The sequence below is a fragment of the Paenibacillus sp. J22P143 genome, from assembly GCF_059692035.1.
The window spans coordinates 78012-93133 of the sequence record NZ_JCAUAQ010000013.1; the positions used below are offsets into that span (position 1 = coordinate 78012).

9 protein-coding genes are annotated in these 15122 nt (G+C 48.3%); 2 read left to right on the forward strand and 7 right to left on the reverse strand.

The genetic code is table 11. The features are described 5' to 3' along the window. Positions 1-187: 187 nt before the first annotated feature. From AC58PQ_RS18200 to AC58PQ_RS18210, 3 genes are all read right to left on the reverse strand, one after another. Positions 188-1846, reverse strand: coding sequence for an FAD-binding dehydrogenase (locus AC58PQ_RS18200; RefSeq protein ID WP_497243934.1), 1659 nt, complete (start codon positions 1844-1846; stop codon positions 188-190). 123 nt (positions 1847-1969) lie between these two features. Next, entirely contained in the window at positions 1970-3703 is a 1734-nt protein-coding gene (locus tag AC58PQ_RS18205) for an AAA family ATPase (protein WP_497243936.1), read from the reverse strand. Between the two features lie 89 nt (positions 3704-3792). Beyond that, positions 3793-4083 (reverse strand): hypothetical protein, encoded by a 291-nt coding sequence (locus AC58PQ_RS18210; RefSeq protein WP_497243938.1) that lies wholly within the window; start codon positions 4081-4083, stop codon positions 3793-3795. A 511-nt stretch (positions 4084-4594) separates the two neighbouring features. Here AC58PQ_RS18210 and AC58PQ_RS18215 point away from each other — a divergent pair. Together AC58PQ_RS18215 and AC58PQ_RS18220 are read left to right on the forward strand one after the other, a co-directional pair. Next, positions 4595-6775, forward strand: a complete 2181-nt coding sequence (locus tag AC58PQ_RS18215) for an S-layer homology domain-containing protein (RefSeq protein WP_497243940.1) — start codon at positions 4595-4597, stop codon at positions 6773-6775. A gap of 410 nt (positions 6776-7185) precedes the next feature. Continuing rightward, a complete protein-coding gene (locus AC58PQ_RS18220; protein WP_497243942.1) occupies positions 7186-7392 on the forward strand; it encodes a hypothetical protein in 207 nt (68 codons plus the stop codon). On the opposite strand, the gene AC58PQ_RS18225 is transcribed toward AC58PQ_RS18220, so the two are convergent. The 4 genes from AC58PQ_RS18225 to AC58PQ_RS18240 form a co-directional block, all read right to left on the reverse strand. Then, positions 7372-8478, reverse strand: a complete 1107-nt coding sequence (locus AC58PQ_RS18225) for a rhamnogalacturonan acetylesterase (RefSeq protein WP_497243944.1) — start codon at positions 8476-8478, stop codon at positions 7372-7374. The two genes, AC58PQ_RS18220 and AC58PQ_RS18225, sit on opposite strands and share 21 nt — an antisense overlap. A 58-nt stretch (positions 8479-8536) precedes the next feature. After that, positions 8537-9733, reverse strand: a complete 1197-nt coding sequence (locus AC58PQ_RS18230) for an FG-GAP-like repeat-containing protein (RefSeq protein ID WP_497244040.1) — start codon at positions 9731-9733, stop codon at positions 8537-8539. Between the two features lie 96 nt (positions 9734-9829). After that, positions 9830-12415, reverse strand: a complete 2586-nt coding sequence (locus AC58PQ_RS18235; protein WP_497243946.1) for an exo-rhamnogalacturonan lyase family protein — start codon at positions 12413-12415, stop codon at positions 9830-9832. A 124-nt stretch (positions 12416-12539) separates the two neighbouring features. Continuing rightward, complete coding sequence (locus AC58PQ_RS18240) at positions 12540-14882, reverse strand: helix-turn-helix domain-containing protein (RefSeq protein ID WP_497243949.1); 2343 nt, start codon at positions 14880-14882, stop codon at positions 12540-12542. Between the last annotated feature and the right edge of the window lie 240 nt (positions 14883-15122).

A 15122-nucleotide genomic window follows, 5' to 3' on the forward strand; every position in this document is an offset into this window, starting at 1 on the left:
AGGATGCTGTCTCGTAGTTGGTATCCTAATCATAGGAAAATACTGCTTCCAATGGAAGCGGTAAACTTAAGGAGAAAGGGAGAGTTACTTAAGGTGTTTGTCCCTTTTCACTTTGTTTTTGTAGCTGTCAAACAAGAAACAACCTGAATCGATATTCTTCGACTCAGGTTGCTATTTTCTGCATTTATTACTTGTTTAGCTCCTTCGCAACAGCTCGTCCCGCTACTCGGCCGCTAAATAAGCAGCCTCCGAGAAACGTACCTTCCAGCGCGCGATACCCGTGAAGACCGCCGCCACCGAAGCCGCATGCCTCTCCGGCAGCATAAAGACCAGGAATAGCCTCTCCCGCCTGATTCAGTACACGACCGGATAAGTCTGTTTGCAGTCCACCCAAGGTTTTGCGACTCACAATATTCAAACGCACCGCGATGAGCGGTCCATTCTTCGGATCCAACAGGCGATGCGGTTTAGCGACTCTAATTAATTTATCTCCAATATAGTTACGAGCGCCTCGAATGGCTGTGATTTGTAGATCTTTGGTAAACGTGTTCGCGATCTCCCGATCCCTCGCCTTGATTTGCCGTTCAATATGGTCAAAATCAAGCAATTTCTCCTCCGTCAACGCATTCATGCCAGCGACAAGTTCAGCCAAGTTCGGAGCAACAACGAAATCCTCGCCCTTGTCCATAAAAGCTTGTACAGGAGCCATCGCTCCTGGCAGCGCTCTAGACAACACTTTACGTATACTTTTCCCTGTCAAATCGGGATTCTGTTCAGAGCCAGACAAGGCGAATTCTTTTTCAATTATTTTCTGAGATAGAATAAACCAGGAATAGTCGTAGCCAGACTTTTGGATCGTCTCTAACGTACCTAAGGTATCAAATCCAGGGAAGTTAGGCGCTGGTAATCGCTGACCTCGTGCATCCAACCAGAGTGAGGATGGTCCTGGCAGAATTCGAATGCCGTGGTTATGCCACACGGGATTCCAATTGGTGATCCCTTCGGTATAGTGCCACATCCGGTCGCGGTTCACAATCCGGCCTCCGGATTGCTCCGTAATGGCAAGCATGCGTCCATCGACATGGGCCGGCACGCCAGAGAGCATACGCTTGGGCGCTTCGCCAAGCCGACTTGGCCAGTATTGGCGAATCAAGTCGTGATTAGCGCCAATACCGCCGCTGCTTACGATAACCGCTTGCGCGTGGTATTTAAATTCGCCAATCACCTCACGCGAGCTCGCTTCCCCGCGAGCGGCAGAGCTAGGCACAAGCACAGAGCCTGAAACGCCGGTGATGGCACCTCCGCTTTGAATCAGCTCGTTCACACGATGACGAGGTTGATACACGACCAGTCCATTTCGCATATGCGCCCGAATGCGTTGTTCAAAAGGGGCGATGATGCCTGGCCCTGTTCCCCACACGATGTGGAACCGAGGCACGGAGTTTCCATGCCCCTCTGCCAGATATCCACCGCGTTCTGCCCAGCCGACAACCGGGAAGAAGCGTACCCCCATTGTATGCAGCCACTCGCGCTTTTCACCAGATGCGAACTCGACATAAGCCTCCGCCCATTTGCGGCCCCAGTAATCCTCGTCGTCTTTGCGATCAAAGCCTGCTGACCCTTGCCAATCCTGCCAGGCTAGCTCTTGCGAATCTTGAATGCCTAACCTGCGCTGCTCGGGAGAATTAACTAGAAACAAACCGCCGAATGACCACCAAGCTTGTCCACCAAAGGAGGCTTCTGGTTCTTGATCCAGGAGCAGCACCTTTTTGCCAGCATCCGCGATCTCTGCCGTTGCCACTAAACCCGCGAGTCCTGCTCCAACCACAATAACATCATAGTCCATGATCGAATTCTCCTTTGATTATTGTCTCTAGATAGCATGTTTCGATCTTACTTCATACAAATTGCCCCCTTCTGACCACTATAGCCACAAAGGAGGCAATTTACCGACGTAGATTCCTATTTTTTACGAATCCTTGAGATCCTCTTCCATGTCGTCAATGACGACTAGCGATTTTTCAAGCTTAAGATTTTTCAGAGGCGCAGGCTTTACCTCAATCGCCCTAGGGCGCGAGTCCCCATAAAGCTCTGTAAAGATTTCTTCAATTTCATCACCTGTCAAATCTTCACGTTTCAGCAGCTCTTCCGCAATCTTATGAACGAAATCCGTATAATCCAGCACGAGCTTCTTCACTTCGAGCATCTGCTCTTTGAGCAGCTCATTAATCTGTGGTCGAAGCGCCTTGAGACCATCCGTGCGCGAACCTACCGCTAAGAAGCTGAACAGTTCGTCGCCCATTCCGAGCATCCCCAGATACGCACCCGCAATATGGGTTGCATGCTGTAAGTCCGAAGTAACGCCATTTAATTTCTTGTGCAGGAATTCATCCTCTACCGCACGGGCAGCCAGACACACCTGTATCTCTGCTAACATCTCCGAGTCGCTTCGGTTATATCGCTCATGCGTCTCTTTGGTTGCCGAGAGCCCGAGCGCGCCTCCCCGTCTAACGATCGTAACTTTCCAAACTCGTTCGTGCGGCTTAAGCAGGAACTGCGCCACTGCATGACCCGCTTCGTGATAAGCGACATTCCGCTTCTCATCATCTCGCATGGAGCGGAGCGGCTGTTTGAGACCCCACTCATAGGTTTCCATCGCGGCCCGGAAGTCCTCATAACTGGCAGCCGCAGCACCACGTTGATGTGCGATAACGACCGCTTCGTTAACGATGTGTTTAATTTGTGCAGGGCTATATCCAATGGAGTCGAGACCTGCTTTTTCCGCGGTGAGTGTTTCGTCCAGCTTTACCTTTTTCAGATAGTATTGGAAAATATCCACCCGACCGTCATAGTCAGGGACATCTACCCAGAGCTGTCGATCGAAGCGGCCTGGCCTGAGCAAGGCAGAATCGAGTACATCTGGCAAGTTCGTAGCTGCTACTGTTAACACGGGCGGGCGTTCTGCCTTTTTACGGCGAAGACCTAGCGAGCGCAGCATTTTCACAATTTTAGAGTTATCGATATTGGGTGGGTCCATTTGAAGTAGAAGTTCGTTGAGCAAGCCAGAACCGCCGCCCATGCCCATCATACCACCCATACCCATGCCACCGCCGCCTTGTCGGCTCATCCCAATCGCATCGATCTCGTCAATAAAGATGATACATGCGCCGTAGACGCGCGCCAGCTTACGAGCTTTTTTGTAGATCCCCATTACCTTTAGGTTACCGACGCCGAAGAACATATTCTGAAAGCTTGGTGCTGATGCGTAGGCAAATGGTACTTGTGCTTCATTGGCAATAACCTGTGCTAAGTATGACTTCCCGGTACCTGGCGGTCCACAGAGCAGCAATCCGCGAATCGCTTCTCCGCCCATCTCCTTGAATTCCTTGACACCCTTCAGAAGGGTAACGATACGTTTCGCGTTCTCCACAATCTCAGGATTCCCACGATAATCATCCCAAGTCGATCCCGTCTCTCCTGGCAGAATCCAGTAGGTACGACCTCGTGCAAGGAACCAGAATAGTGCTACAAACTGAATGATCATAAAAGACATAGCCATAACCAGGTTCAACAGTAAGCCGATTATACTAAACGCGACACTCCAATAGGTCGGCCCACCTATCCATAACACCCCGAAAATCAAGGTAATGGCTATCAGCCAGAGGATCAACTTTCGCCATCTAATCCATTGATATCTCCTCATGGCTACACTTCCTTCATATGATAAAGTTGGTATTTCCCTATGAAATGGGCTTCGATCTAGACCCTGCTTTACGCAGGGCCTCCGTTAGATTATTGGAATCTTTTAATGATATCCAACACATACTTGATCATCACAGCGAGACCGCAAATGAAATAAAAAATCACGATAATCCAGCCTGTTGGATCAAATGTAATCATAGATAATAGGACCGTCAGTGGCAGCACATAGTATAGGACATCTTTCAAATAACTTAACACGAGTGTAGGACCAAAGGAGCCTGCCCAAAAGGATTTGAAGAACGCGATAAAAAAATCAATCAACATGAAACCAAAAATACCCCACAACGTGTAAATTATCCAGCCCTCAATTGTATTTGTCACTTTTCATCACCACCTTCCTTCATACTATGCTAGGAATAGGGACGGGTGAATGACCAGTAGGCTAGAACGAACTGATTGAATTATTTCATTTCTATTACTTACTTCATAAAGGTTTATTTTCCTTCTCATTCAAGATTGTTTTAAGAAAAATATATTAATTTTTTTTGGAAATAAGACCGAAGTAAGCCGCAGAATCTTTAAAATCTACCAAAAAAAAGCCGCTAGATCGCGAAAGCGCAACCAAGCTAATGGTATTAAGCGAAGGAAGCGGTCAAGCGGATCGTTGGGGGCTCTCTTTCGGGCTTGATAAGAGTGGTTAACCACTCACTTTAAGCTCGCTTTCCGAGCTCTCATTCGGGCAACACAAGAATTCTCAATTCCTTTTTTTAACAACCAACACCCAGAAAAACCCATCTGTGACCGAATACTGTAATAAGCTTTACCAACTCAAGCACGCACCGCATAATCGCAATTTTCTACTCATTTATTTTATTAAGGAGAGAAGAAAAAGATGAAGCATTCGCGTATGAAAAAACTGCTAGTCCCCACACTCGCCATCTCACTCGTAATGGGAATGGGGACAACGGCCTTCGCTCAGAACGGTCGAGACGACCACAAAGAAAACAATCACAGCAACAATTCACGCTCCATGTCCGACAAACGCCCAAAACCCGAAATTAAGTTTGACTTCAAAGATATAAAGGGCAAAGATTTTGATTGGGCTATAAGCTACATCATGAGTCTCGTTTCTAGACGCATTTTCGATGGGTATCCCGATGGCACCTTTAAACCGCAAGAAACGGTCTCTCGCATCGAAGCCATTACGGCAGCTGTTCGGTTAATGGGGCTGCGTGATCAAGCAGAATCCGATGAGGAGAAGGCGACTAAACTGAATTTCCATGATGCAGCGAATGTGCCTTCGTGGGCCGTCGGATACGTCGCGGTCGCATTAGAGAACGATCTATTTGCTGAATCCGAAACGAACGTCAACCCGAATCAACCAGCAGATCGGTTGTGGGCCACAACGCTCCTCGTCAAAGCTCTGAAACTTCAGGACGAAGCTGAAGCCAATATGAATGCAGAACTCCCCTTCTCCGACTCATCTAGCGTACCTGCTGGATCCGTTGGATATGTCAAGGTAGCCGTCGACAAAGGACTTGTGAATGGTTTCTCTGACAATACATTCCGCCCCAAACAGCTCGTAACCCGCGCGGAAATTGCCGCGTTACTAGATCGCGCAGGCAACCAATTGCCGAACAGCATCGATGGGCTTGTAACAGGTACTGTACTAGCACCTGTTAATGGCCTTGTACTGACCATTCGAAGTAATGGCCAAAACATCAATGTCACACTTGATCCCAATGTGTTTATTTATCGGAATGGCGCTAAAGTGAGTCCATCTGCTTTGCAAACGGGAGACCTTCTAAAAATCCGTTCCTACGATAATAACGTCATTTACATCGAAGTAACGCAACCCAATGGCGGCAACCCGACCAATCCAACAACAACGCCAACGCAAGCCATCGGTGTGAAAACCGGCATGGTGGCCGCTGCTGTCACGGGTAACACAATCACCCTATTGAGTGGTACGCAAACCATCTCACTACCGCTAAATAGCACTGTACTTTATTTCCGAAACGGTTCGCAGACGACGGCCGCAGGCATACAAATTGGTGATATCGTAAGCACACGCTCTTACAACTATGGCGTCAGCTTCGTTGAAGTGACACAGCCAGTTGGAACGGTTGGAACACCAACCAATTACAATAGTGTTGTTTCTGGTACAATGGCCTTCCCGACCAATGATAGTGTACTCCTGCTTAGGACGAATAACGAAATTAAAGGATTTCCACTCAACAGTAACGCGATCGTTTACAAAAATGGCGCACTTACGAACATAGCCTCGCTGCAAGTCGGAGATGTTCTGACATCCTATTCGTACAATAATTACGTAGCTGTCATTGAAGTCACTAAAAGTGTTACACAAGTGAATACAACGGGTGAAATGACGGGAACCATTGTGGGGCCGATTAACAATAACCTACTCACACTAACGAGTGGCAGTCAATCGTACAGCTTACAGCTTCACGCAAATACATCCATTTACTTGAATGGCGCTCAAACAACAAGTAGTGTACTCTTGCCAGGTGATGTCATTAAAGTGCATTACTACAACGGTATTGTCTCGCATGCCGAAGTGAGCCAACGTGCTGATGGAAGCTCCTCTTCGCTTCCGACCATTACACAGCTTACAGGTACGATCATTTCTGCAACGAATAATGTCATCATTTTGGTGAGCGGCAATCAAGCGCAAGCCATTACTTTGAATGAAAAGGCATTCGTCTATCGCAATGGAGCATCGGTTAGCGCATCAGCGCTTCAGCCAGGTGACATTGTTAAAATCCGATCCTATAATAATTCGGCCATCTATGCCGAAGTCACTCAGCTTACCAACGGTAACAATCAGAACTTTAGTGTTTCGGGGACTTTTAACAGTGTAACCTTTACGAATCAAGGCAAAATTGCAACAATCACCATCAATCAAACAGGAACGAATGGTAGTAACTTGACGACCACGTATAATGTGTCTTCAAGCGTAACGATTACGGGGAGCATTACAAATTTGGTTGCCAATCATGCGATTACCCTGCAAGGTAATGGGGCCGTTATCACGACGATTAACATTCAGTAGTCTCGAGTCAAGAATAGAGGGTTCCCTAAAGTCATGGATGTGGCGGGGGGCCTTTTTTTTTATGGGAAGAAACCACGAATTGAAAAAACGAAGTACGATCCACTAGGAAGACATTCCACCAAGTCACTTTGTTTCTGACGTGAGTACAGCAATAAGCTGATGAGCATCAAAAATGCAAAAGTACATCCTTTTGAATCGAAGTAACCTCTCTATCTGAAATGCGTGCAATTATGCAATTATTTATGGAGGTAAGCATGATTTTGGCACCTTTTGCTCCAAAACGTTGTATTTTCGCACTAATTCTACTATTTAGAGACATATCTTATCGAAATAAGTGTACTTTAGCATCTTTGACCATTGATTTCAGTGTTTCAGCTCGGAGATGGGTGGGGATTGGGGGGCGGCTGGAGATGGGTGGAGATGGAGGTACGGATGCGGGTGCGGGTACGGGTGCGGGTGCGGGTGCGGGTGGAGATGGGGGTGGGCTAGCGATTCGGGCTCATTTCGGGGAGCACTGTCCGCTGCAGCCACAAATCAAAACAAAGGAGCTAAGCGCAAACACGCCGCTTAGCTCCTTTTCCACTCCTGACATTACATCACCGCAAATACAAGCTTAGCGGCTGCAGCTTCAAGTCCTTTAACCCAGTTAGCACAAGCTTCGCCACATCGATCCCACCCTGCTGCTGGAAATGGGTGTTATCTTCGACACCATCCGGGAAATTCATGAATTCACCTGGCGCCAACCACATGAATAACCGCTTGGTTCCCTCTGGACCTAACGCTTCAAACAAAGTTTTGCTGCTAGCAGCAAGATCGATCAATGGCACTTCTTCGGCCAAGGCCAGCTCACGCATCGCCTTCAGATAATCGCCATGCGTATCGCGCAGGGTGCCATCTTCCTCAAAGAACCGACGCTGCACGGATGTGACCAGGATCGGATATGCCCCTCGCTCGCGAGCGCCATCCAAATAAATCTTTAATGTTTCCTTATACGTGGTAAAAGGCTCGGTATACCGCACTTCATCGGGCTTCTGATCATTATGACCGAATTGGATGAGCAGGTAATCGTGGGGCTTGATTTTGCTCCAAATAGTATCCAAAACACCTTCGCGAATAAAGCTCAGGGAACTGCGACCCGACAACGCATAATTGGCTACCGCCGCATCTGGTTTGACGAACAGAGGGAGCATTTGTCCCCAGCCCGCATACGGATACCCATCTGCCGGTTGGTCGGTTACAGTTGAATCACCTGCGAGAAATAGCGTGCAAGCTGCTGGCACAGGCTCGATTTCCAACGCATTGATACGCGGTGCTCTGCCCGAGAACGTAAGCTTAAGCTGTGCATCCGTGACCCATACGGAAAAGCTCGTCCGTACAAAATGTCCAGCAGAAGTACGCTGCTTATGAAGCACAAGCCTTCCTTCGCCCGTGGTGATCGACGTTTCCGTTTCTGCAATCTCATCGCCTAATAGGATCGAAACTCGATAGGTCCCGTCCGAGACATCTACCAAGAAAGAGGTATCCAGCGGAATACAAAAATCTCTACGCAACGAGCCCGGTTCATCTCGATCTTTGGCATGCACATTCTTCACGTTGCTAAATCCATATCCAACAGATTTCTCATACTCATCTTGTGGTGTAATTTTGGTGTAACCTGACTCTGGGTTCGCTACCCCGAAATCGAACTTAAATGCGTGTGTCATCGTAGATTTCCTTTCTAAACGCGCTCGCTCATCTTGAATGGCATCGATAGAGGTTTTCTCACAACGGAATTTCGCCGCCGGGATATAAGGTTGAGCTGGACAAGCGTTTGGGCTGCGGCAGTTGTGTGCCGGATAGACCTTCTCGCAGCGAAAGCGGCCAACTCCCATATATGGCGGCTGTGTCATCATTATAAATGATCACTTGCTCTGTCCCACTGCCACATACATCGGCATGTACAGCGTAACCGTTTAGCGGAAATTCAACAACAACATTCATGTCACCATCATACAAGGATGGCCACACACCGCCACCTCTACGAAAAGCAAGTATTAGATCCGCGGAACCTGCTTCCCAGCCCCGGAGAGGCTCGATAATTGTCAGCCAACCATCCGTTTGGCGGTCTTCCTTCCATATTTCCCGGCCCTCGCTGTCCAATAGAAACAAGGCGTCTTTCCCTATTAACCCCTTTCCATCATCCTCACGAACAAGCCGATCCAGCCCTGCTATCTGCAACCCTGTCTTATCACTCTGGAATCTGCCTAGGGCAATATGCTGCGATTCAATCGAACCCTCATAGCGCCAGAGCTCCACACCAAATCGATCATACATAACGGTAACACTACCTCCGATTACAACCTCTGGTTGTCCATCGCCATTCACATCCCCAACCCAGATACAGTCGGCATGATCCTCGAGGTCCTGACAGCTCCATAGCTTCTGACCATCATGGTCCAACAGATCATAACCAGCCATAACCTCGTCTTTCCCATCACCATCCAAATCATATACCCATGGGAAATGCCCAGGATTACCTTCGTGCGTCCATAATAAATTAAAATGACGATCGAACGCCCACATGGTGTGGTAGCGATCTTTCAGGATCATGTCACTGGCGTATTCTCCACCTGTCAAATTCGCTACGATGATGCAATCATGCGCATGCTCATGCGGCAGCTCATGCGAAGATTTCACTTCGCCATTTTGTCCGTTCAGGATGAGAAACCGCCCATCCATCACGCATAAAACCTCTAATTGACCATCGCCATCAATATCAGCGATTTGTGCGGGATAATCCGATCCCGCACTCCCTGCTCCCGCATCTGGCTTGCCTGTCTGCCACAGCAGATTTCCTTCGAGATCATATGCCGTCAGGCATTGCACCTGATGGGGGATATAGCGAACATCCTGCCGATTGTCAGGATGTACCAACAGCATCTCCATGCGGCCGTCTCCGTTCAGGTCGCCAAGGAGCATTTTGCATCGCGGACCAGCCGCACTAATATCTATTTTGCCAATCAAATATGGTTCCTTACTCGTTTGTCCCACAACTAATTCCTCCTAAAAACCCGTCTATTGGGGAAGCCAATCTGATATCAGCTCAAGTGCAGTAATGGTATTCAATGACCATTGCGCAGCCTCATTGGTGTTCATCCAATCAATCTCTTGCAAGGTGTCCACATGCGTAACAACGGAAGCCTCCTGCTGAAGATCAACCTTAGCAAAAGAGCTTCCCAGCAAAATGGACCAACACTTCTCCGCTGTCTCATCATCCTGCTTATAAAATGCACCATACGCTGTGATCGCTGCGCTGAGCACAGGATGCTCGAAATGCTTCGTTGAGATGTGACCGTGGGTCAGCTTATCCTTCTTCTCCTGTGTTTGGTTATAATACACGCCGAGCTCCGCCATCATGTCTTCCCACTCCGGATCCTTCAACATGCCTGCTAGTTCAAACCAAACTTGGGGTCCCCCCATACAAATGGCCAAATGTCTTCCCCAATTATCGTCCCCAAGCGGCGACAATACACCTGTCTTAGGATCATACCCATAGGTTGGTCCAGAAATGAGGCCATAATTAGCATCCTTAATGCACTTGATGCCAACCAAGATTTTATCCCGATACGCTGTATCTTCATAACGCTCCCATCGGGTCATCCAGTTTGAGCTGAAAGCCGCCCAATCCGGTCCTACTCGGATATGCGTGGGATGCTCATCTTTCGGAAAATAAGCGCGCATCGGATCCAAATTCACCGTCATGAAATCGGAATCACGCACCTCATCCATGATATCCCCAATCCGCTCATCAGCGGTCAAATAATAGAAATAACGATGTAAGCCCGCCATCCCGATTCGAGCCTCTTTGCAGCCGCAGCCCCAATGGACCACATTGTGCCTAGAGCCCAGTCCCGCATATTCGCCGAAATGGTACAAATCCACTTCACTTGTGTGTCGCGTCATCGCTTCAGCCATTCGGAAAATATCCGCTCGGCCCGTACGAAGGAACATGACCCAAAGCCACATATTAGGCGCAAGCTCTGTATTTTGCCAAGCACAGCCGCCTAAATCGTAATTCCACATATGCCGAACGGGATCGTAGCTATGCATGAAATCGCCGTAATCCCAGAAGCCATACCACTTCCGCTGCTCGACTTCCTCTTGATAAAAAGCGATAATACCATCCAGCCGATTCTCCAGCTGTTCTTTCACAGAATGGCTTCGATCCGGCAAGCTCCAGTAGCCAAAAGCACCCGACTCGTGATAATACGCCGGCTCGCAAATGAGCAGCGAAGGGCTTTGCGTTTCCTCCTGCATATGTTGAAGAAGATCAGGGTCTGGCGTCTCACGCGTACACCAGAGCAACAATTCACTCGTATTCGCAATCCCATAGGGGGTTGCCCGAAGCTCTTCCGCTCCTTCATACGAAGATTCCACGTGTGTTTCTGTATCATAATGGCGAAGATCCATGGATGTCCCATCGGGGGACCAAAACCAAATCGTAAACGCAGCTTCCGACTCTGCTGTACCGTGTACCTCAAAGCTAGATGGGTGCTTCTCCCAGAAGTGGCGCAACCCCACCGCCAAGCCGCCACCCTCACCGCCAACATAGCCCAGACCGCCAACATAGCCCAGACCGCCAGCGCGTGCTCCGTCTGTCACCTTGACCCAGCTGCAGCCCGCCTTCGTCCGCTTCCAAATCCGATAATGCTCAGACGAATCTTGAACAAGTTTAAAGCTGTCCCAAGTCGCTGAATCATCCAACAACCCCAGGAAATAAGCATCCTCCACGGGATCAAAAGTGGTCAACTCGCCTACCGTTTGACGCTCAAAAAGCTCTCTATACTTCCCTTTGGTACGACGGGTATGTAAGGTTTTGGGCGATTCGCTGAAATAACCGCGATCACCTGCAAAACGGATATGTCGATTGTACTGGGCCCCTCTCATCGGAACCGCAAAGCGGATGCCTAAACCTTTGATGAAATCCTCGTGTGGATTCCCATCGTAGTGGAACGTATGCACAAGTTTAATCGTTTCTTGACCCGCATACACATACATTCGCAGTGTAAAAGGCAGCCACGCTCTAGCGCCCGTTGTCGAGCGAAGCCTGCCGTCCAGCTTCACGACAGCCCGGATCGGTCCGTCTTGTTCAACAACAGCCCGTATCACTCGGCTTTCGAACGTTTCTTCACGGCTGATTCGAACGCCGGACGCATCGCTGAACCCTTCCTTCAAGCAGATCAGCTCGCCGCCGCGGCATATCTCATTGCCATCACGAGCAATGCTGCGAAGCCAATGTTTACCTTGCTTGCCTAATGTGCAAATCATGATGCCAGTGTCTAGTGTAATGGTGTCATCCGTTTCCGTTACGAGAATACGGAAATCAGGATCGGGACCCCTGCCTTTACGAATAGCCAACCCCTCTGCAGATCCAGATTGAATTGCAGCTGCATGAGCAGACCATTTCACACTACCATCGGGCCAGAAAGCGGTCGGCCAGCTTTGCACCGGCACAACTCCTTGGCCGTCATTCGTTTCCAACAGCAATGACTCTTCGCGCCCAAGCTCTCCCTCGCGCCAAGGTATTCCCCATGTTATTCCTACAGGCTTGGAAGCCTCTTTGTTTAGCCAACGCAGCTTAATTGCCAGATCTGAAGCCAAGCGATCATCTCCTTTTCACATCTAGCCCTATTGTAGGAAGAGGATCTCTTGCGAACAAGCGGACATTATTGCTAATCTGCGATCGGGCTGTTTGCACTTTTTTGGCGATATTATACATTGTTGCTTACGAAGTTCGACTGAGCTCTCGATAGCGCGTTGGCGTCATGCCTTCTAATTTTTTGAAAATTCGATTGAAATACGTATGCTGGTAACCCACTTGATCGGCGACGTCATTAATCCGCATTTCCGATTCCCGAAGCAGCTCTTTCGCTTTATCAATGCGCAGCTCTGTTAAATAATCAATAAAGTTTTTCCCCGTCACTTGCTTGAAAGATCTGCTTAAGAAAAAAGGATTCGTCCCCGTGTGCTCAGCACAATTATCAAGCGAAATATCCTGTCTATAATTCATTTGCAAATAAATCATGGCTTGTTCTATAATCCGTTTCACTTGGGCGTCGGAACGTCCTGACATCTCCTTCATGAAAGGCCTTAGCACTTTTTCCTGAAACCAGGCAAGGATTCTCGAAGATTCCCTAATTTGGGAAAGCTGCTCATATAAATTCGCGCCTTTGAAGAGGCGATTCGGGTTAATTCCGGAAACCATAATGGCATGCTGAACATTGCCAAGCAGATGCAGCATCCCTTGCTGTACCTCAATTTCTTTGGCCCCTTTGCAGGTTAAGACCTCCAGGAAAGACACCAGCAATTCGCTCGCTTCCCCTTCTTTTCCAGTCCGTAAAGCTTGAATGAGCTCTCGCTCCTGTGTGAACGGATATTGCAACTCCATGTCTTCATCTCCTGCAAAATTGTCATGCTCCATATCGATAATCTGGTTCACATTCTCGAAGTAGCGGTAGCTAACCGCTTGCTTCGCTCGTTCAAATGCGATAGGTACATCCGAAATCAGCGATACAGGCCGGCTAATTGCCATGGTCATGCGCATTTTCAAAATACGATTGATCGATTGCTTCAACTCTTCGCTAAAAGCTTGGCATATGTCCGAATAGGTTTGACCCTCAGGAAGAATAAGCAAGATACCTGCTGTTAGATCGTGAAAATTGAGGGTATGACTTTGTTCAACATACTGAGCAGCCAGCTCCTCAATCATATTCACGGCGGCAAAAGTGACTAATCCCTCTTCCCCTAGCCGGAAGTTCCCCTCCATGCTAGTCATCCCGATTAACTGGACGTAGAGGACAACGAATTGCTTATTCTTCACATCCCACTTAAAACGCTCCATCCGGTGGCGTAAATCTTCCTCTGAATACGCATTCAAATATCCCTGAAGCAGTTGATGCAGGAAGCTGTCTTTCAGGTGGGGAAGCTGTTCGGTCAGCTTCGTATTCAGCGCCAAGCTCTCATTATGCAATTGCATCCATTGTGATTCGAGCAGTGTAAATTCGCACTGAGGTGGGTTAGAAGAGCTTCCCCCCAGCATCGAAACCAGCCTTTTGACTGGCACATAGATGCGACGTGAAGCCAGCCACGCAAGCAATGCCGCAAGCAGCAATACGGCGAGACTTACCGTAATAATCAGCTTGGAAATAAAGACCACGGGTGAGGTGATGCTCGAAATCGGCGATGCGGATACGAACGTCCAATCCTCCGAGATTCTGGCTAAGCAGCCGTACGAAACCGTATACGTCGAGTCCTCCCAATCCATAAAAAAGGAGCCTTTTTTGCCTTCAAGTGCTGCTATTTTCTCACGCAAAGCGCTTACAAACGGAGAAGTTGACGTGTTCCCGTTCGCCGAAACAAAAAGCTCGCCGGCATTCTGAATCAGAAACGTCTCCCCGCCATCATATGGCGTCAGTGTATTGAGCATATTGGCCACCTTTTGACTATCAAAACGAAACACTAACACACCAAACGGCTTCAGGCTTCCACCGGGAATTTGATGGACGAGCGTTAGATCTTTGTTCTCAGGACGATTCGCATCAAACGACCATTGCGTCCAGTAGGTCGTATGTTGACCGTGGATGAGAGGATCATATCTAGTGGCTGTGGCTGCTGTACGATCATCAATCTTCATATATTCAGGGTTGAACAGAACGGAGCTTGTTCCACCCACATACAGCTCTGCATGCTTCACCATGGCATTAGAGCCCTGCATGGCGATTAACGTTCTCGTGATATCCTGAGTGCGTTCGAAATTCCGGACAAAATCATAACCATTTAAACTGTAGTCAAATTTATTATCAAACGCCCAATGGGATAGCAGCAGCTCCAGATTGCCTAATTGATCATCGATATTTTGCGACCTTTGTTCAATTTGCCGATAATGCAGCTGAAGCAGCTCGCTTTCCACGCGCCCGCCTGCCATCCAATACACGAGTCCCCCCATTACGAGTCCAGGAATACCCGAAACGATAAATATCGTGATCAAGCTCTTTTTGTAGAAGCGTCCTTGACCACCAAGGGTCTTTTTTAATCCTTTGGCTAGTCCTTCTTTGATTGCTCGTAACATGCTCTCACCAACCGTTCGAAAGTATTGTTTGGAGCGAAGTCTACACCTTCGAGCGTATATCAGTCTGGATGAAGAAGAAAGTTAATTTCCAGTGGATTTACTCCACTTTTCCGACTTGTTGGCAGTTTTATTGAAAGCAAAATAGCAGGTGCATGATGCACCTGCTATTTCGCATTGAGGCAGCCCTATTTTCTTGAAATTAGTCTTAATATTAAAAAGACAGTTTCTGTCGTGAGTACA

Excerpts from the sequence above, each read along its gene's own strand:
- AC58PQ_RS18220 (WP_497243942.1), top strand. The coding sequence starts at position 7,186 with ATGGGTGGAGATGGAGGTACGGATGCGGGTGCGGGTACGGGTGCGGGT.
- AC58PQ_RS18200 (WP_497243934.1), bottom strand. The coding sequence starts at position 1,846 with ATGGACTATGATGTTATTGTGGTTGGAGCAGGACTCGCGGGTTTAGTG.
- AC58PQ_RS18205 (WP_497243936.1), bottom strand. The coding sequence starts at position 3,703 with ATGAGGAGATATCAATGGATTAGATGGCGAAAGTTGATCCTCTGGCTG.
- AC58PQ_RS18240 (WP_497243949.1), bottom strand. The coding sequence starts at position 14,882 with ATGTTACGAGCAATCAAAGAAGGACTAGCCAAAGGATTAAAAAAGACC.
- AC58PQ_RS18215 (WP_497243940.1), top strand. The coding sequence starts at position 4,595 with ATGAAGCATTCGCGTATGAAAAAACTGCTAGTCCCCACACTCGCCATC.
- AC58PQ_RS18225 (WP_497243944.1), bottom strand. The coding sequence starts at position 8,478 with ATGACACACGCATTTAAGTTCGATTTCGGGGTAGCGAACCCAGAGTCA.
- AC58PQ_RS18230 (WP_497244040.1), bottom strand. The coding sequence starts at position 9,733 with ATGCTCCTTGGCGACCTGAACGGAGACGGCCGCATGGAGATGCTGTTG.